At 55.3% G+C, this 17,386-nt stretch carries 20 protein-coding genes; 5 read left to right on the top strand and 15 right to left on the bottom strand.

Features of this window, described 5'->3' with window-relative positions; translation table 11 throughout:
* Window positions 1-139: 139 nt before the first annotated feature.
* From ACXADJ_RS10330 to ACXADJ_RS10345, 4 genes are all read left to right on the top strand, one after another.
* Window positions 140-955 (top strand): ion transporter, encoded by an 816-nt coding sequence (locus ACXADJ_RS10330; protein ID WP_475065464.1) that lies wholly within the window; start codon window positions 140-142, stop codon window positions 953-955.
* Window positions 956-969: 14 nt separating this feature from the next.
* Complete coding sequence (locus ACXADJ_RS10335; protein ID WP_475065466.1) at window positions 970-1,653, top strand: DUF502 domain-containing protein; 684 nt, start codon at window positions 970-972, stop codon at window positions 1,651-1,653.
* Window positions 1,654-1,844: 191 nt separating this feature from the next.
* Window positions 1,845-2,843 (top strand): cyclic nucleotide-binding domain-containing protein, encoded by a 999-nt coding sequence (locus ACXADJ_RS10340; RefSeq protein ID WP_475065470.1) that lies wholly within the window; start codon window positions 1,845-1,847, stop codon window positions 2,841-2,843.
* A gap of 167 nt (window positions 2,844-3,010) precedes the next feature.
* A complete protein-coding gene (locus ACXADJ_RS10345) occupies window positions 3,011-3,757 on the top strand; it encodes a transglutaminase-like domain-containing protein (RefSeq protein WP_475065473.1) in 747 nt (248 codons plus the stop codon).
* Here the strand turns inward: ACXADJ_RS10345 and flhB are convergent.
* Both flhB and fliR read right to left on the bottom strand, forming a co-directional pair.
* Complete coding sequence (flhB, locus tag ACXADJ_RS10350; protein ID WP_475065476.1) at window positions 3,754-4,902, bottom strand: flagellar biosynthesis protein FlhB; 1,149 nt, start codon at window positions 4,900-4,902, stop codon at window positions 3,754-3,756. The genes ACXADJ_RS10345 and flhB overlap by 4 nt on opposite strands.
* Window positions 4,903-4,905: 3 nt before the next feature.
* Window positions 4,906-5,682, bottom strand: coding sequence for a flagellar biosynthetic protein FliR (gene fliR / locus ACXADJ_RS10355; protein ID WP_475065478.1), 777 nt, complete (start codon window positions 5,680-5,682; stop codon window positions 4,906-4,908).
* A gap of 241 nt (window positions 5,683-5,923) precedes the next feature.
* Between fliR and ACXADJ_RS10360 the strand changes: the two genes are divergently transcribed.
* Window positions 5,924-6,394 (top strand): hypothetical protein, encoded by a 471-nt coding sequence (locus ACXADJ_RS10360; RefSeq protein WP_475065480.1) that lies wholly within the window; start codon window positions 5,924-5,926, stop codon window positions 6,392-6,394.
* Here the strand turns inward: ACXADJ_RS10360 and fliQ are convergent, their stop codons facing one another.
* The 13 genes from fliQ to ACXADJ_RS10425 all read right to left on the bottom strand — a co-directional run bounded on the left by fliQ (window position 6,395) and on the right by ACXADJ_RS10425 (window position 17,383).
* Window positions 6,395-6,664 (bottom strand): flagellar biosynthesis protein FliQ, encoded by a 270-nt coding sequence (gene fliQ, locus ACXADJ_RS10365; RefSeq protein ID WP_475065482.1) that lies wholly within the window; start codon window positions 6,662-6,664, stop codon window positions 6,395-6,397.
* A 13-nt stretch (window positions 6,665-6,677) separates the two neighbouring features.
* Window positions 6,678-7,424: a flagellar type III secretion system pore protein FliP gene (gene fliP / locus ACXADJ_RS10370; protein ID WP_475068182.1), complete on the bottom strand. Its 747-nt coding sequence runs from the start codon at window positions 7,422-7,424 to the stop codon at window positions 6,678-6,680.
* A 56-nt stretch (window positions 7,425-7,480) separates the two neighbouring features.
* Window positions 7,481-7,996, bottom strand: a complete 516-nt coding sequence (gene fliO, locus ACXADJ_RS10375; protein WP_475065484.1) for a flagellar biosynthetic protein FliO — start codon at window positions 7,994-7,996, stop codon at window positions 7,481-7,483.
* A 121-nt stretch (window positions 7,997-8,117) separates the two neighbouring features.
* The gene (gene fliN / locus ACXADJ_RS10380; protein ID WP_475065485.1) at window positions 8,118-8,615 is read right to left on the bottom strand and encodes a flagellar motor switch protein FliN; all 498 of its coding nucleotides are present in this window, start codon (window positions 8,613-8,615) and stop codon (window positions 8,118-8,120) included.
* Between the two features lie 42 nt (window positions 8,616-8,657).
* Window positions 8,658-9,626, bottom strand: coding sequence for a flagellar motor switch protein FliM (fliM, locus tag ACXADJ_RS10385; protein WP_475065488.1), 969 nt, complete (start codon window positions 9,624-9,626; stop codon window positions 8,658-8,660).
* Window positions 9,627-9,635: 9 nt separating this feature from the next.
* On the bottom strand, window positions 9,636-10,175 hold the full coding sequence (locus tag ACXADJ_RS10390) for a flagellar basal body-associated FliL family protein (RefSeq protein WP_028294684.1): 540 nt from the start codon (window positions 10,173-10,175) through the stop codon (window positions 9,636-9,638).
* Between the two features lie 284 nt (window positions 10,176-10,459).
* On the bottom strand, window positions 10,460-11,983 hold the full coding sequence (locus tag ACXADJ_RS10395) for a flagellar hook-length control protein FliK (RefSeq protein ID WP_475065493.1): 1,524 nt from the start codon (window positions 11,981-11,983) through the stop codon (window positions 10,460-10,462).
* Window positions 11,984-12,216: 233 nt separating this feature from the next.
* Complete coding sequence (locus tag ACXADJ_RS10400) at window positions 12,217-12,573, bottom strand: Hpt domain-containing protein (protein ID WP_475065497.1); 357 nt, start codon at window positions 12,571-12,573, stop codon at window positions 12,217-12,219.
* A 10-nt stretch (window positions 12,574-12,583) separates the two neighbouring features.
* Window positions 12,584-14,305 carry a SpoIIE family protein phosphatase gene (locus tag ACXADJ_RS10405; RefSeq protein ID WP_475065499.1) on the bottom strand — a complete coding sequence of 574 codons (1,722 nt, stop codon included), beginning with the start codon at window positions 14,303-14,305 and terminating at the stop codon, window positions 12,584-12,586.
* A 12-nt stretch (window positions 14,306-14,317) separates the two neighbouring features.
* Window positions 14,318-14,626, bottom strand: coding sequence for an STAS domain-containing protein (locus ACXADJ_RS10410; RefSeq protein ID WP_028294680.1), 309 nt, complete (start codon window positions 14,624-14,626; stop codon window positions 14,318-14,320).
* 145 nt (window positions 14,627-14,771) lie between these two features.
* Window positions 14,772-15,809: a protein-glutamate methylesterase/protein-glutamine glutaminase gene (locus ACXADJ_RS10415; protein ID WP_475065501.1), complete on the bottom strand. Its 1,038-nt coding sequence runs from the start codon at window positions 15,807-15,809 to the stop codon at window positions 14,772-14,774.
* Window positions 15,810-15,875: 66 nt separating this feature from the next.
* Window positions 15,876-16,529, bottom strand: coding sequence for a chemoreceptor glutamine deamidase CheD (gene cheD, locus ACXADJ_RS10420; protein WP_475065504.1), 654 nt, complete (start codon window positions 16,527-16,529; stop codon window positions 15,876-15,878).
* Window positions 16,526-17,383 (bottom strand): CheR family methyltransferase, encoded by an 858-nt coding sequence (locus ACXADJ_RS10425; protein ID WP_051219557.1) that lies wholly within the window; start codon window positions 17,381-17,383, stop codon window positions 16,526-16,528. The genes cheD and ACXADJ_RS10425 overlap by 4 nt, the downstream gene beginning before the upstream one ends.
* Window positions 17,384-17,386 lie beyond the last annotated feature (3 nt).

Genomic DNA, 17,386 nt, shown 5'->3' on the forward strand with positions numbered 1-17,386 from the left:
GGAAATTCGACCGAGAGGGCATGAGTCAGACGGAGATTGCGATCCAGACACAGCTCCCGTAACAAAGCTGCTGCAACAATGGACGCAATAAGGTAAAAGCAGCCAACCCAATTCACTTTCTCGTTTTTTGAACCTGACAATGAACATTCAGCAACTGCAAATCGCATCGCAACGACTGCGTGATAACAAAACCTTCGAGTGGTTTATCGTATCCGTCATCCTGATCTCAGCCCTGTTGATTGGCGCTCGCACCTATCCGGTTCCGGACTCAGTGGTGACCGTTATTCGCTGGCTCGACCTCGGCATCACCGTGCTGTTCCTGTTTGAAATCGTCATTCGCTTTATGGCCACCGAGCAGAAAAGCCGTTTCTTCCACAGCGGTTGGAACATTTTTGATACCGCAGTGGTGATCGTCAGTCTGATCCCGATTGAAGACAGTGAAATGGCCTTGCTCGGCCGTATGGTACGTATTTTCCGGGTGCTGCGGATGGTTTCTATCATTCCTGAATTGCGTACCCTGCTGAACAGCTTGCTGCGGGCACTGCCGCAGCTGGGCTACGTTGTGCTGCTGATGTTTATTATTTTTTACATCTACGCCGCCGTCGGTGCGACCTTCTTTGCGCATATCAACGAGGAACTGTGGGGCGATATTTCCATCAGTATGTTAACCCTGTTCCGGGTGATGACCTTTGAGGACTGGACCGATGTCATGTACGAAACCATGGGCACCTACCCGCTGTCCTGGCTTTACTACCTGTCGTTCATCTTCCTGACCACCTTCGCCTTCCTGAACATGGTGATTGGTATTGTCGTCAATGTGCTGGAAGATGAGCACGCCCGTGAAAAGGCCGAGCAAGAAGAAAAAGATGGCAAGGCCACACTGGACGACCTGATGCGAGAGCTGCACAGCCTGCGTCAGGAAGTACAACAACTGAAACAGCCCACGGATAAATAACCCAAGGATATTCCATGCCCTATTTGGCCAAAGTCTTCCTGAAAGGATCTGCCGTTGTATTGCCGTTGGTGGTTACCCTTTGGCTGGTATGGTCGGCATTGGTTTGGCTGGATGGCGTCGGATTGGAATTACTGAGCTGGTTTGGCCTGCAACCCTGGGAGACGCCATCGTCGATTCCAGGGTTTGGTCTGCTGGTTACCGTTGTTGGGCTATTTATGGTGGGGCTGCTGTTTCAGTTTGACCCCATCAGTTGGCTGTTTGAAAAGCTCGAAAGCGCCTTTCTGCGCTTCCCGGTGGTTAAAACCCTGTATGGCGCGATCAAGGATTTTGCCGCCATGTTCGACAAGGGCGAAAAAGAAAAACAGCAACCTGTGGTACTGGTCGAGCTGCCAGCCATGGGCACCGTGGTTGGCTTTATTACCAACCAGAGCATCCCCGGCCCGGTGAAGCAGGCCAAGCCAGGAGAAGACCTGGTCGCAGTGTATTTGCCCATGAGCTACATGGTAGGCGGCTACACCCTGTTTCTGCCAAGAGAGCAGCTGACCCAGGTTGACTGGTCCTTTGAAGATGCCATGCGCTTTGCCCTGACCGCCGGCGTCAGCCAAAGTGGGGGCAAACCAGCAGCACCTGCTGACAGCCCGGACAAAGGGATTAGTCCCGACAACGTCAGCGACGCTGGAACCGAGAAGCAGGCCTGACCAGCGCCTGCTTGTCTTTTCTTTTTTGCATTTCTTTTTAGCATTTCTTTGAACGTCTCCTCCCACGCCCCCCGCTCTCTCCTGCCTCCGCTGATACAAGGGCCATGCTGACAAAGCCGTCGCCAATCGACCGGCAAAGATCTGGCCCTTTGCTATATTTATTTGAGCAAGCCAGTAACTGCAGAGAAGGTATGATCAGCGCCGACCGCATCCACAACTTCATCCCCTTTGAAGACCTGTCCCTCAACGCCCTTGAAGGACTACTGCCGCACTTCAGCCTGAAACAGCTGAAACCCCGCAGCCTGGCCTTCAAACGCGGCCAGCAAGATGAAAACTGCCATTTTTTGCTGTCTGGATCGCTCGATCTGGTGGACGAAAAATTCGATGTACAGCGCTTTGAGGGTGACGATGAAGCCAACATTCTGGCACTGGACGCGACCCACCGGATTCACAAATGCTCGGCGGTTGCGGTCAGCGAATGCACACTCGCCGTTATTCCACGCCGCTATGTCGAGCTGATCAGCACCTGGACCGAACTGGCGCTGGCCGATAACAGCGACGAAACCGACTGGTTGGAAACCCTGCTGACCTCGGAGCTGTTTAACCGCATACCGCCGGGTAATATCCAGCAATTACTGGCACGTTTTGAAGAACGCGAAGTCGCCCTTGGCGATGTACTGATCACCGAAGGTGACGAAGGCAACGAATGCTATGTGATTAAAGCCGGCAAAGCCCTGGTCACCCGTCAGCAAGGGGCTCAGGTACAGACGCTGGCCGGCATAACCAACGGCGCACTGTTCGGTGAAGATTCATTGATCAGCTCACTGCCTCGCAGTGCCACCATCACCATGACCAGTGACGGCGTTGTGATGGTGCTCTCGAAAGAAGACTTCGACATATTGCTGAAAAAGCCGGTGCTGGAATACGTTGAAGAAGACAAGCTGCAAGATCTGGTCGACAACAGCGACACCGGTGTGGTGGTGTTGGATGTACGTACTGAGCAGGAAGCCTCACAGCAACCCATCGCCCGCGCCCGCAATATTCCGCTGGCCCAGCTGCGTCATCAGCTGCCGTCACTGAACCCTGGTTTTCTGTACGTGGTAGAAGGCGAAGGTCGCGCCGAAGCCGCTGCCTACGTGCTAAGCGAATCCGGTTTTAACGTACGGGTGGTGAAGCGGCCAACCACTTGAGCGGATGCTTAAGCAGAGTCCGATTTTGTTGCTGTAACATCCGCTGAAAACCTGTCTAAATTGCTTTTCAGGAACCATCCGTTGGTCCTATAGTGGCGTCCCCATTTTGCGACGGACCGAAGTACATGTGGATCAGCACCAGTTGTGAATTTTCCTTCGAAATTTCCGTGCCCACCCCATTCATTTTAATGCTTCGTGCCCGTCGTGGACCCGACCAGTGGGTGGCCCGTGAAGAATACGACGTACTGCCCAGCGTGCCGGTTTCCGAATTCACCGATCCCTACGGCAATGTTTGCCAACGACTGATTGCCCAACCCGGCCCTTTCGCGCTGTTTTGCAGTGCCGAAGTGATGGTGCCCGACCAGATTGCCCAAGACCCCGGTGCGCCGTTTATTGAAATTCAGCACCTGCCAACGGAAGCGCTCAGCTATTTATTGCCCAGCCGTTATTGCGAATCGGACCGGCTGTATGCACTGGCCTCAGACATCACCTGGAATTGCGCACCTGGCTACGATCAAGTGGCCGCCGTAGAGCATTGGCTACGCACCAACATTCGCTATGAACCGGGCACCAGCCCGGTACCAGTCTCAGCCACCGAAGTACGCCAGCGCAGTTCCGGAGTATGCAGAGACCTGTCTCATCTGGGCATTGCCCTGTGTCGGGCGCTAAGCATTCCGGCACGTCTTGTTGTTGGCTACCTGCACCAGCTGGAACCCATGGACATGCACGCCTGGTTTGAAGCCTATGTGGGTGGCCAGTGGTACACCTTCGACGCGACCCAGTCCGGCCGTAAAGGCGGTTACGTTGCAGTGGGCTATGGCCGCGATGCGGCCGACGTTGCCATCTACAACCAGTACGGCCCGCCAGTCTTCCCGATCGAGCACTATGTGACGGTTGAGGAGCTGCAGCGTTAGCCTTCAGGCTCAGGATCAACACGCAAATCCCGCGGAATCGGCATATCCGGACGCTTGGCAGGACGCGGCCCCTTGCCTTTGGCAAACATATCCATCTGATACACGTACGCCAGTACCTGAGCCACGGCGACGTACAAGCCCTCCGGAATTTCATTGCCTACTCGCGTATGGGTGTACAAGGCACGAGCCAGTGGCGGCGCTTCCATCCTTGGTATGTTGTTTTCCTTGGCGATTTCACGAATCTTGAACGCCACCTGATCAGCACCCTTGGCGACCACCACCGGTGCGGTCATGGCACCGGCTGAATATTTCAGCGCTACGGCAAAGTGGGTCGGGTTGGTAATCACCACATCGGCAGTGGGTACATCGGCCATCATTCGGCGCTGGGCGGCTTCACGCTGCAACTGGCGCACCTTGCTTTTCACCTCGGGCTTACCCTCGGTTTCCTTGTACTCGTCCTTGATGTCTTGCAGGCTCATGCGCAGCTTTTTGGTATGCGAGTAGATTTGCCAAGGCACATCCGCCAACGCAATCAGCAGAGTCGACAAGCACATCATGATGAACGACCAAAGAATGATGCCAACGGCCCCTTCAATCGCACCGTTGACCGGCATTCGCAGCAGGCTCATGGTGTCTTCAAAGAAAAACCCCAGTACCAGCCAGGCACACAGCCCCACCACCAATACCTTGGCCCAGGCCTTGATCAGCTCCACCAGCGAATTGGCCGAAAACATCCGTTTAAGGCCCGACAGGGGATTCATACGATTGAGCTTGAGGGCCAATGCCTTGGTCGAAAACAACCAACCGCCAAGCCCCAGCGGCCCGGCAAACGATGCAATCAGCATCAGTACTAGCCAGGGGGCCAGCCCCCAGGCAGCGCTTTCCAGTGATGCCCCAAGGTGGCGACTCATGGCCGACGTATCAAAGGCAGCATCGCGCTGAAAATCGAAGCCATGTTTGGCCAACTGACTGATTTGCTCGGACAAAAACGGCCCCAGCGCCAAAAGCCCCAAAGCTCCAAGTGCCAGAATCGCAGTGGTATTCAGCTCCTTGGACCGGGGAACCTGGCCTTCTTCGCGGGCTTTATCCAGCCTTCGCGACGTGGGTTCTTCGGTTTTCTCCTGACCACTGTCTTCTTCAGCCATGGGCTACCCCTTGATCAGCCTACGAGTGAACGTGAACAAGTGCTCCATGTACTGCTGATACACCAGCGCCATATCCGTCATGGTCAGCCAGAGAATAAACAGGCCAATGATCATGGTGACCGGAAAGCCGAGCGCAAAAATATTCAACTGCGGCGCTGCCCGGGTCATCACCCCGAACGCCAGGTTCACAATCAGCAAGGCGGTCAGTGCCGGTAATGAAATCACCAGCGCCGCCGAGAACATCCAGGCCGCCCAATACACCAGACTGCCAAGATCGTCGGCGGTCCAGCCCCCTGTGCCAATCGGCATGGTAAAGAAGCTCTGTACCAACACCTCGATCAGAGTCAGGTGGCCATTCAGCGACAGAAAGATCAGCCCCACCATGAACAACAACCACTGTGAAATCACCACCACCGAAGCCCCTTGTGAGGGGTCTACCGTGGTCGCAATCCCCAGACCGGTTTGCATTGCAATCAATTGCCCGGCCAACACAAACACCTGCGACAACAGCTCGACCACAAATCCCAGCACAATGCCGATCAGCAGTTGGTTCAAAATGATGACCATGGACGCCAGCGATAACGCATCCGGCGCTGGCATGGGCGGCAGTATCGGCACCACCGCCAGCGTAACGGCAACCGCCAGCAGCAAACGGATTTGCTGCGGCACCATCCGCGTTCCCAGCAATGGCATCACCATAAACAGGCCACTGATACGGGCGAACGGATAGATGTAACGGCTGATCCAGTGACCAACCTCAAGATCGGTAAATTCCAACATGTTGACGGATTGCTGACAGCGGCTTGGATTTACAAGGAGGTTGCAATGGCTGTGCCCGAAACCCAACGGCTGGATCGCCGGTAAAATCGCGAAGTTCCCAGGCTGCGGCCCCTTTGAAGTCAAAAACCTGACGACTAACCTGTCACACCGCATCGGTTTTCCGTCACTTCGCGGTATAAACCGTTTCACAGACCCGACTGACACGCGGTCGATTGTCCCTATGCTCGAACAGGAAGAACCCATGCGGCTGAGCAGTTTTGCCAAACAAACAGGAACCAGTCTGATCGAAACCGTGCTGTTGATCGCTGTCACGGGCACCTTATCGGCCGCCGCCTTCAGCCAGATGGGAATTGATTCGTCTGACGGTAGCAGGGCTCGGCTGCTATTAAGCGGCATGTCGAACACCTTGATGGAAGCCGCCCGTCAGAGCCGTTTCCGCGCAATCGCCGACGGTGTGCAGCACAAGGCCCGGGCCACCGTGGTGCTGGAGCAACAGCCAATCCAACTGGTCGCCGGTTACCCAACGGCGTCAGCCGCTGGCATTGCCAGTGCGCTGATTGCGCTCAATGGGTGGCAACATCAACAGGGAGAGAAAGGCCAGCTGATCTGGACCCATGAAAGTGTCGTCGCAGAAAACTGCCACGTGGTGTACCAGCAACCGGCCAAAGCTGGCGAGCTGCCGGGCATTCATACCGTCGACAGCGGCTGCTGATCAGCCAATCAGAAAAGGAATATTCATATACAGTTCGCGGGTGTAATCAATCACCATCGCCACCGCCCAGGGGCCAAGAAAGATAATGGCCAACAGCGTGACCACCAAACGCGGTAAAAACGACAGGGTTTGTTCGTTAATCTGGGTCGCGGCCTGAAAGGTACTGACGATCAAACCGATGATCAGACTCGGTACGATAATCACCACTACCAAAATCAATACGATGTACATCGCGGCCGTAAAAAGGTCGCCAATGTCTGTTGGTGTCATAATACGCCCCCCGCTAAATCGTCCCGAAGGAATTGGCCAGCGTACCCATGATCAAGGCCCAGCCGTCGATCAATACAAACAGCATGATTTTGAACGGCAACGAAATAATCACCGGCGATAACATCATCATACCCATGGCCATCAGAATACTGGCGACGACCAGGTCGATGATCAAAAACGGAATAAAGATCAAAAAGCCGATCTGAAAGGCCGTTTTCAATTCACTGGTAATAAAGGCCGGAATCAGAATGTGCAGCGGCGTATCCTGCGGCGTTTGAATATCCTCACGGCCGGAAATACGGACAAACAGGTCGAGGTCGTTTTCGCGGGTTTGGCCCAGCATAAATTCATGAATGGGTACCACCGCCCGCTCCACCGCCTGCACCGAGGTAATTTCTTCATTCAGATAAGGCTGCAAGGCATCGACATTAATGATGCGGAATACCGGCATCATGATGAACAGCGTCAGAAATAACGACAGCCCCAGCAAAATCTGGTTGGAAGGCGTTTGTTGCAAGCCGATGGCCTGCCGCAAAATCGCCATCACAACAATGATTCGAGTGAACGAGGTCATCATAATCAGCAATGCCGGTAGCACCGACAGTACCGTCATGATGGCCAGAATCTGGATCGTCACCGAGTATTCGCCACCGGTTTCGCTGGCCTGATACACCAGTGCCGGAATGCCAAGACCACTCAGCGACTGCAGGCCGCCGTCGGTAACCGCGCCGCCCTCTTCGGCCAGCGCTGCTGGCGTCATCCACAGGCCAAACAAGGCAACAAGAACACACCAGGCGGTACGGCAACTCGTTGGTTTCATGCTTTCACCGCCTTTTTCAGTAGCTCGGCAAAGTTGGCCGGCGTTGGAGAATCCGCTGTCTGCAACGGCTGTTCGAGCTCAGTCAGCAGATTGATGTTCTGGGGCGTAATGCCCAGCACCAGTTGCTTGCCGGCTACTTCCACCACGGCAATGCGCTCCTTGGCACCCAACGACTGGCTGCAAACCACCCGAATCGGCTGGTTGGTACGACCAAAGCTGCCGTCCATCATCATGCCGCCGCCCAAGCGTACCTTCTGAATCATCCAGGCCAGCGCCAGGATCAGTGCCAGGACCACCACCAGAAACAGCGCCACCTTACCTGCAGCCGCCAACGGCGATGCCGAAGCGGGCAGAGTGCCACTGGTCTTGCGGCTATTAGATTCACTGGCAGGCTGGTTTTGAGACGGTGCTGTTACAGACGTGCCGTGTTCGGGGCTGGCCGCTGGTTGATACAGCTGCAACTCGGGCTGAGTCGATGCCGGGCCATCGGTGGCGGCTTCGGTATCTGACACTGCTGAAACTGACACTGTGTTAACGGCCGCAGAGTTATCCGCAACCGCTTGTGCACTGGCCGAAGCCGAAGTCGAAGCCGAAACAACGGTCAGCGCACACAAAAAGGCCAGTAAGCAGCGGCTAGCGCAAGCGTTGAATACGTTCACTTTGGCTCACCACGTCCGTCAGGCGAATACCGAACTTGTCGTTCACCATCACCACTTCACCGTGGGCAATCAGCGTGCCGTTGACCATCACATCCAGCGGTTCCCCCGCCAGACGATCCAGCTCTACGACCGAGCCCTGGTTCAGTTGCAACAGGTTACGAATGGGAATCTGGGTGCTGCCGACTTCCATAGAAATGCGCACAGGAATATCCAGAATAACGTCCAGCTCTGGCCCGTTAGGGTCAATTTGTACCGGCTTGCCTTCGTCCTGCAGCTCTTCCAGTTCAACCGTCTGGGCGGCATCTTCTTCCTCGTCGTCGGACGGGGTGTCGCCAGACTCTTCCATCGCCGCAGCCCATTCGTCGGCTAACGCTTGTTCGTCACCACCTGCGTCACTGACACCGGCAGCCACTTCATCGGCCAACGCCTGAGCATCTAGCTCTTCGTTTTCCGGGGTATTTTCATCGCTCATTTGCTGCTCCCTTACACCTGTGAGTCTGCGCCGGACGCAGGGTTAACGGCGTTTTGTCTTGATCTGTTCCGAAATTTTCACTGCCAGGTTTTCACCTGATATGCCCATGCGGCCCTTGAACACCGGTACCCCACTGGCTTGCAGGGTAAATTGCTCGGGCAGCTCAATCGGGATGATGTCGCCGGCTTTCAGTTTGGCGACTTCCCGCAGGCTGATCATGCGTTCGGCCAGGGTGCCGTGAATCGGCACCGTAGCTTCCAGAATGTCTTCACGCAGCGATTGCATCCAACGTTCATCCACATCGTCGACGTCACTCTGGACACCGGCATCAAGGATTTCGCGGATCGGTTCAATCATGGAGTAAGGGATGGTCAGGTGCAGGTCGCCACCGCCGCCGTCCAGTTCGATGTGGAAGGTGCTGACCACCACCACTTCGCTGGGGCTGACGATGTTGGCCATGGCCGGATTCACTTCCGAGCCAACGTATTCATATTCGACCTTGAGCACTGGCGACCAGGCTTCCATCATGTCGTTGAATACCTGGGCCAATACCAACTGCACTACCCGGATTTCGGTCGGGGTGAATTCACGGCCTTCGATCTTGGCATGACGGCCGTCGCCCCCGAAAAAGTTATCTACCAACTTGAACACCAGCTTGGCGTCCATGATAAACAGCGCGGTTCCCCGCAGCGGGCGCATTTTTACCAGATTCAGACTGGTGGGCACGTACAGGGTATGTACGTACTCACCAAACTTCATAATCTGCACGCCACCAGACGACACGTCGGCACTGCGACGCAGGAAGTTGAACATGCTGATGCGGGTGTAACGGGCGAAACGCTCGTTGATCATCTCCAGCGTCGGCATGCGACCGCGCACAATGCGGTCATTGCTACTGAGATCGTAGTTTCTGACGCCTTCGCTATCACCAGGGTCTTCCGGTTCTACTGCACCGTCGTCGACCCCATGGAGCAAGGCATCAATTTCATCCTGCGACAGTAAATCCTGCACGCCACCGTCCTACTGCATCACAAAGTTGGTAAACAGCACAGCTTCAACATCTTCCGGTTGGGTATAAGCCTCCCGGGAAAGTGCCTGGGCTATGCGATCATGGATGGCCTGCCTGAGCGCCATCTTGCCTTCGTGGGTTCTCAGCTTATTGAAATCCTGCTCGCTCAGGACCCGCAAGATTTCATTGCGAATCATGGGCTCATGCAGGGTCAAACCATCCACCACCGTTTGCTTGCGCGTCATAATTTCGATGCTTAGCTGAATAAAACGCTGGCGTGGCCCAACCTGATAACTCACCACAAATTCCGGTTTGAGGATGATGTATTGCGCCGGAATCGGGGGTTCTTCTGGAACCTCCTCCTCTTCTTCAACCACTTCCTCGCCTTCTACAGCTTCGGTATCTTCTCCGGCGAAAAGCAGGAAGTAGGCCGCTGCGCCACCGCCCCCCAAAACCAACAAGGCCACCACGATAATGATGATGAGCTTGAGTTTGCTTTTCGGTTTTTCCTCTTCGCCTTCGTCGAGCTTCAGATCCTGATCTGCTGCCATGTCCCTCTCCGCGTCCGTATCCGTCAGCCGAGGCTGCCTGTACGGATTGCTGTTATGTATTCAGCAATTGCTGTGCCAGCCATTTTCGTCAAATATCCGACACAGAACCGCTCCCGATCCGCCAGCCCGCAGGTGGTTACACAAACGAGTCAAAGCGATACAACAAGTGTAGTTAAGGGATACGGTCTTGCTGGATTTATGGGGTCTGGGGTCGGGCGCTGGGTGTCTGGCGGGGCAGAGGGCATGCAAAACACGCCCTCTGCCCCGCCAGTCATCTGGTACGATCAGGCGTAGGTGCTTACCAGGCGATCGGACGCCGAGGTAATTTGTGTTTCAACACCGTCTTCAGTCAAATTTCCGTCAGCCAGGTTGTCTGCTATGTTGGCTCCCTGACCGTTGGCGTTGCCTTCAGCATTTCCGTCACCGCTGCCAGACTGGCCCATTTGCTGTTGGCCAGCGCCTTGCTCAGACACGTCGAACCCGGCCAGCGTCAAACCCTGTTCACTCATGGCCTCCCGCAGTCGCTGAGCCTGGGATTCCAGCACTTCACGAACCTGAGGGTTTTGTACCTGAATTTGAACACGGGCCTGATCATCCGCAGTTACTTCCATCTGAATTTCCATGGCACCCAGCTCAGGCGGGTCCAGTTGAATGCGTGCTTCCTGAATGTCATTGGCCACCATGGTAATAATGCGGCTGCCCAACGCAGAGCCCCATTGGCCCCGATCGCTGCCAAATTCCAGGTTGCCATCCGCCAGTCCGCGCTCGCCGTTCAGCAGCATGTCTTGCAGTTCGGCATTTTCCAGCGATTCGCTCAGGTCAGTGGCAAAGCTGTCTTCGGACTCTGCCGCTTCGGTGCTATCGGCGGCTACGCTGGCGGTATTCTGGGCAGCTTGTTGTAGCTGGCTGTCGTTGCGGGGGAGTTTGTTTTGCAGCGTGTTCAGAGGCTGCTCCAGCGTATCGCCATCCACCACTCTGGCATCGGCGGATTCACCGCTGGCGTCCAAAGCAGATTCATCCATATCGTCGCCCGCTTGCGCCAGTTTGGCCGGGTTATCTTTTACGGCTTCATCTTTTATGGAGCTTTTCATAGCTGCTGGATTAGCCGCCTGCGCCTGATTACCCGTATTGGCAGACAAACTGAGGTCTACCGCATCTTCGTTGCTGGATTCATTAACCACAGTACTCTGTGGTGTCGCAACCAATGGCACAGCCGCCAAATTGGCATCCGTCGAATCCTCATCAGTATCCGATTTGGCACTGGTAATACGCTGGCGACCAAACTCGCCCAACCCATCGCCCTCGTCGTTATCAACGGCCTCGTCGCTCAACGCAAAGGCCTCGTTGGCCATGCCAAACAAGGGTTGTTCGGTGTCGTCGCCAGTTTCAGCTCCCGCAGTGCTCAGGGTCTCTCCTGCGGTGGTATCGGCATCAACCGCGGCCAAAGCATCCATCTCGGCAAGACTGCTACTGTTCGCCTGCGACGCCAAAGGTTTGATGGTGACTTGCGGCGCCTGGGCAAGGTCGCCTTTGGCCTGAATCTGTCCGAGCATTTCGTCGCCACTCATGGCGACATCGAGGTCATCCGTCGCCTGCTGCATCAAGGCTGAGGCATCTTCCGTCAAAGCGGCAAGGTCTGTTGCCAGCGGCAATGCGGTGTCGTCAGCAGCGGCAGTTTGTAGCCCGGCCTGAGTCAGGCCAAACAGTTCACCAAAGCCCTGGTCACCGTTGGTGGTAGCCCCAGAAGCCGCAGTATTCGTGGGTTGCAGCAAAGAAAGAAGATCAAATCCGGTTTGAGACAGGTTCATGGAGAGCCCCGCTGTGACAGGTTGTTTTTCGGTTACAGGGGATTTTGCAATTGGCAGGCCAACACCGATGGGGTTGTCAGAAAACGTCAGTTCGGGTGTCGGGTGTCGGGTGTCGGGTGTCGGGTGTCGGGTGTCGGGTGTCGGGTGTCGGACAGAATAGGCTTTAAAAGCCTTGGAGAGATAAGTCGGAAAATTCAAAAACGGCCCGGATGGGCCGATGTCCGGTGGTGTCGTTACAGGTGTTGGGAGATAACCTGTTTCACTGCAGAAAATTCGTTTTCGACCTGCTTTAACAGCTCCGCCAGCCGCGGCCAGTCCACCGATGTTTCCGGGACTCCACGAATGCCCTCTTCCACCTGCATGTTCAGCGCCGATAACGGTGCTGCACACACATTGCCGCTGGCCCCTTTGAAGCTATGCGCCATGCCCATCAGGTTGGCAGCGTCTTTGGCTTCCAGCGCCGTGCGCATTTTTGGCAAACGATCTTCGCCATCGGCAACAAACAGATCAATCAGCTCGCCAAACTCTTCTTCCATCACTTCCTTGAGCATGGTCAGGGATTCAGTGTCAAAGTGGTCGTTCAATTCCATCGCAGTATCCCTATTCTTGCTCTTGCGGCCAGTGAATCACTGCCCGCACCTGATTGCCTTTGCCCACATACTCTACAGACTCGCATATCTGATTCATTAAAGGAATGCCGCGCCCACTGTATTGTTGATCTCCAACATCAGCCAGTTCAGCTTTGCGTCTGTTCATCATTGCAACGTGATCAAAGCCTGCGCCGCTGTCCTCAAAATGGACCGTCAATCGACCTTCGAGGCCATTGCCCTCATGGTTCATGCGAATACGAACAAAGCCATCGTCCAAGGCGTCGATACGCTGCTGACGTTGCTGGTAATACTCCATAAAACCGTCGGGTGTGGACTTGAGTTTTGAATCCAGGCCCAGCACCCCATGTTCAAAGGCGTTGGAAAACATTTCAGCCAACACGGTGTATAACTGGCCGCTCATGCTTTTAAGTCCCGGCACTTCCATCAGCAGGTGCATCACCAATGGCAGCGGGTTGAAATTGCCCAGGCTTTGCGGCCCCAGCTCGTAGCTGAATGACCAATCCATCGGGCCGGATTTGGCGGCCTGAATCTGACTGCTGGCCAGCGCTTCAACTTGCGGTGGCTCCACCATGGCGATTTCTGCCAGCGTGATGTCGTCGTCCCGTTCCGCCCGCCCCTGAAATGCATCCACGGCATGTTTAATGTCGTGGAAAATCCGGTCAGCGTCGGCCGCCTGGGTGATCACATCGTGCAGGCGTTCGTTACCAAACATATCCCCGTCAGGATTGCGGGCTTCCAGAATGCCATCGGACCAAAGCAGAAAACGATCGCCGATCTCGAGATTGAATTCCTGCAACGAGTCAACAAACTTGCCGTCTCCCAGCACGCCCAGCGGCAAGTGGTTGGAAGTCATCACTTCCAGCTCGCCAGAGCCTTTTCGAAACAGATAGCAATCCGGCACGCCGCCCATCCAGACACTGGCCGATTTACGCTCGAAGTTCATTTCGACCATCACCGCACAGCAGAAGAAGCCCACCGGCAGGATGGTTTTCAGCTTGCTGTTAATCTCACGAATAATGTCACGCACGCCAAAGCCCTTGGCGGTCATGCCATAGAAGATTTCCGCCAGCGGCATCGCGCCAATGGCCGCGGGTAAACCATGGCCGGTAAAGTCCCCCAGCAACAGATTCATGGCACCACTCGGCTGGCGGGCCGCCAGCAACACATCGCCGTTGAACACCGCCAGCGGTGAGACCAGGTAGCGGATATTGTCGGCCGACAAACAACCCTGATGGGCAACGTTGTCGAATACCGCCTTGGCCGCTTCCTGCTCGTGCATCAGGTGTTCGTTGTGGATGGCGATTTCGTCGCGCTGGCGCTGCAAGGTCTGGTGCATTTCGCGCATTCGGTAAAACGAATGCACCTTGGCTTCCAGCACCACAGGGTTGTAGGGTTTGTTGAGGAAATCGTCGCCGCCGCTTTCGAGGCAGTCGGCCAGACCGTAGGCATCGGTCAGTGAGGTCAGGAAAATCACCGGGACCATTTCTTCCCCGGCGGCCTGTTTGATTTGCAGGGCGGCTTGCTTGCCGTCCATCACCGGCATCATCACATCCAGGAGGACGATTTCCGGCTTGCATTCATGAAACAGCCGAACAGCTTCTTCGCCATTGACGGCTTCAATGACTTCGTTGCCCTGCTTTTGCAGAATTCGACCCAGAATCTTGCGGTCGACCTGATTGTCGTCCGCAATCAATATCCGTATGGCTGCCATAACAAGGGCTCTTTACTGGATCGCGAACAACTGCTCAAAGTTGGAAATGGCCAGAATCTTTTTAACATCCTGATTGCAGTTCACAATGCTGACCTCGGCGGTATCACCACCAGCGTGATCGCGCAGCAGCAGCAACATGCCGAGTGCCGAGCTGTCCAGGTACGACGTGCCACTGAGGTCGACCACAAATTTGCGGACGCCGCTGCTGGCCGGAGTTTCGTAGGCGTCACGAAAGGCCTGATGGGCACTGAAATCAAAACGACCAGAAACCTGGATTGTCAGCTCTTGGCCGTCTCCGGAAACCATGGATTCTACTGACATTCGATACTCCCTCATTCGATGGGGTTAACGGCTGGAGCGTTTTCGCCAAAGTCATACGCTCTTCAACCGGGTATTCAAAGCACGCTTTGGTGCAACCTACCTACATGTTTAGCACAAACTGACAATTTCGCACTACCCGACCAATTTACTCCGCCATTTTCATCATCAGCGGAGCAATTTTTTCCAGTGCCATCACCTTGTCTGCCGCCTGCAAATCGACCACGGCTTTGGGCATGCCATAAACCACCGACGAGGCTTCGTCCTGAGCAATGGTGCGGCTGCCTGACTGGTGCAGGCGTTTCATGGCTGCTGCACCGTCAGCGCCCATACCCGTCAGCATCACCGCCACCAGCTCTTGCGCCGGTTTAACCGCGGTAATGGAATCAAACATCACTTCAACAGACGGCCTGTGGCGGTTAACCGGAGCCGCTGGCGATAAGCAGCAGCGCACCTGATTGCCTTCGGCACGAAACGTCAGATGGTGATCTCCGTGCGCCACAATCACCCGCCCAGGGCGGACTTCCAAACCTTCCGAAGCCTCCAGCACCTCTGGCGCACATGAAGAATCAAGCCGCTTGGCAAAAGACGCACTGAACACCGCAGGAATATGCTGGGTAATTAGAATCGGCGGGCAGTTGGCAGGCACCTGACCCAGCACCGTCTTGATGGCTTCGGTGCCCCCGGTGGAAGCCCCCAACACCACCCAGCGGCTGAACTTGCTGCAGGCGCCTTCTGGCGGTGGCGTAAAGCGTACTTCGTGAACGTGCTTCAGTGGCCGTACCTTGGCACTCGCCGCCATGCGAACTTTTTCGATCAACGCCTTGCTGAAAGCATTGAACGATTTTTCGTTGTCCATTTGCGGCTTGGCAATGTAATCCAGTGCGCCAATTTCCAGCGCTTCCAGCGTCACCGGTGCGCCAGCCGCCGTCAGCGTTGACACCATCACCACCGGCATCGGTCGCAACCGCATCAGATTGCCAAGAAACTGAATGCCGTTCATACGCGGCATTTCGACGTCCAGCGTCAATACGTCCGGGTTCAGTTGTTTGATCTTGTCACGGGCAATGATCGGATCACTGGCAACACCGACCACTTCGATACCTGTGGCGTTACCCAGCACCTGAGTCAGCATTTTTCGGATCAGAGCGGAGTCATCAACAATCAATACGCGAATATTCGCCATGGGGTACTCCAGAATAGAAAACCGCCGTCATTGATTACCACAGGCAATCGACGGCAGGCAGATAAGTCAGAACAGGTCGACGCTGCCAGCGGCGCTGGCTGTATTGTTGCTCTGGACTTCCTTGGCATAGCGGGTTTCGCGATCCATAAGCGTCTGATTTTTGGTTTCACGAATTCGACGCACTTTGACCGATCCGGTATCGGGGAAATACAGCACCTTGCGGGCGAACACATCGCCGACATCGGCAGCCTGTACTTTCAACCCTTCGCTGGCCAGGTAGTTGTAGGCAAACAGGATGTTGCGCTGACCAATATCGGTCATCGAAGCGATCATCTGGCCACCGCCAAACAGCTTCACTTCGAGGTTTTCCTTACGGCCACCGCGTTTGAGAATTTCGTTGATCAGAAACTCCATCGCCCAGTTGCCATAACGGGATGCCGTGGTATCCGGATTACCGCCCCACTGGTCGCTGCTGTATTCGTTTTGCTCGGGCAACATAAAGTGGTTCATACCACCAATACCGCGCACCTTGTCGCGCACACAGGCCGAGATACAGGAGCCCAAAATCGTCACGACCATTTCGCCCGACGTCGATACGTAGAACTCACCCGGTAAAATTTTCGCTGCCCAGACCTTGTGTACATCGTCCCAGTAGCGATTTACGTGCTCGAACCCCGCGCTTACCGGGGGTTGAATCGGTCTCTCGGCAATATGTCTCATCGCGTTTTCCGGTAAATCGTCTGGCCCAGTGACTGAAAGCGGTCGCACACTCCGGACAGGTTCTCCGAGTGACCGATAAACAAACGTCCATCTGAGCGAAGATAATCGGCGTAGCGGTCAAACAGCACCCGCTGCGTATCCTTGTTGAAATAGATCACCACGTTGCGGCAAAAAATCAGGTCAAACGGCCCCTTCATGGGCCACTTCTCCAGCAGGTTCAGGCGTTTGAACGACACCATGCGGCGCAGCTCATCGCTGACCTGGACCGACTTGCCATCCGGACTCTTGCGAAAAAACTGCTTCACAATGGCTGGCTCCAGCTGATCGATGTGCTCGACCGGATAAATGCCCTTGCGGCCGGTATCCAGCACATTGGAATCCAGGTCTGTCGCCAGAATCTTGATATCCCAACCGGCGGGGAAATTAGCCCGCACAATGGTCATGGCTATGGTGTAAGCCTCCTGACCAATCGAACTGCCCGCCGACCAGATGCGCAGTTTGCGCGTGCTGCTGTTCAGCTCTCGCAGCTCTGGCAGCAGCTCATTTTGCAAGTACTCAAAATGATGCGGCTCGCGGAAAAAAGAGGTCAGGTTGGTGGTGATGGCGTTGATGAAATTGCTCATTTCATCCGCCGGGTTACTTTTCAGAAATTCGATGTACTGCTTGAAACTGGACAGGCCGTTGGCCCGAATCCGGCGGGCAATACGGCCGTACACCATATTGCGCTTGTGAGGTCCCAGCACGATGCCGGTGTGCTCACCGGCCAGATCCGCAATTGCCTGGAATTCGCTGTCCGACATGTGGAACTCAGGGGTATCGCCAACCCCTGAGGTTTGCAGTGCAGATCCGGCCATACA

Source organism: Oceanobacter sp. ABM4_470, assembly GCF_056158645.1.

Coding starts and splice junctions, on each gene's coding strand:
- ACXADJ_RS10330 (WP_475065464.1), top strand. CDS start 140: ATGAACATTCAGCAACTGCAAATCGCATCGCAACGACTGCGTGATAAC.
- ACXADJ_RS10335 (WP_475065466.1), top strand. CDS start 970: ATGCCCTATTTGGCCAAAGTCTTCCTGAAAGGATCTGCCGTTGTATTG.
- ACXADJ_RS10340 (WP_475065470.1), top strand. CDS start 1,845: ATGATCAGCGCCGACCGCATCCACAACTTCATCCCCTTTGAAGACCTG.
- flhB (WP_475065476.1), bottom strand. CDS start 4,902: ATGGCTGAAGAAGACAGTGGTCAGGAGAAAACCGAAGAACCCACGTCG.
- fliR (WP_475065478.1), bottom strand. CDS start 5,682: ATGTTGGAATTTACCGATCTTGAGGTTGGTCACTGGATCAGCCGTTAC.
- ACXADJ_RS10360 (WP_475065480.1), top strand. CDS start 5,924: ATGCGGCTGAGCAGTTTTGCCAAACAAACAGGAACCAGTCTGATCGAA.
- fliQ (WP_475065482.1), bottom strand. CDS start 6,664: ATGACACCAACAGACATTGGCGACCTTTTTACGGCCGCGATGTACATC.
- fliP (WP_475068182.1), bottom strand. CDS start 7,424: ATGACGCCAGCAGCGCTGGCCGAAGAGGGCGGCGCGGTTACCGACGGC.
- fliN (WP_475065485.1), bottom strand. CDS start 8,615: ATGAGCGATGAAAATACCCCGGAAAACGAAGAGCTAGATGCTCAGGCG.
- ACXADJ_RS10390 (WP_028294684.1), bottom strand. CDS start 10,175: ATGGCAGCAGATCAGGATCTGAAGCTCGACGAAGGCGAAGAGGAAAAA.
- ACXADJ_RS10395 (WP_475065493.1), bottom strand. CDS start 11,983: ATGAACCTGTCTCAAACCGGATTTGATCTTCTTTCTTTGCTGCAACCC.
- ACXADJ_RS10400 (WP_475065497.1), bottom strand. CDS start 12,573: ATGGAATTGAACGACCACTTTGACACTGAATCCCTGACCATGCTCAAG.
- ACXADJ_RS10405 (WP_475065499.1), bottom strand. CDS start 14,305: ATGGCAGCCATACGGATATTGATTGCGGACGACAATCAGGTCGACCGC.
- ACXADJ_RS10410 (WP_028294680.1), bottom strand. CDS start 14,626: ATGTCAGTAGAATCCATGGTTTCCGGAGACGGCCAAGAGCTGACAATC.
- ACXADJ_RS10415 (WP_475065501.1), bottom strand. CDS start 15,809: ATGGCGAATATTCGCGTATTGATTGTTGATGACTCCGCTCTGATCCGA.
- cheD (WP_475065504.1), bottom strand. CDS start 16,529: ATGAGACATATTGCCGAGAGACCGATTCAACCCCCGGTAAGCGCGGGG.
- ACXADJ_RS10425 (WP_051219557.1), bottom strand. CDS start 17,383: ATGGCCGGATCTGCACTGCAAACCTCAGGGGTTGGCGATACCCCTGAG.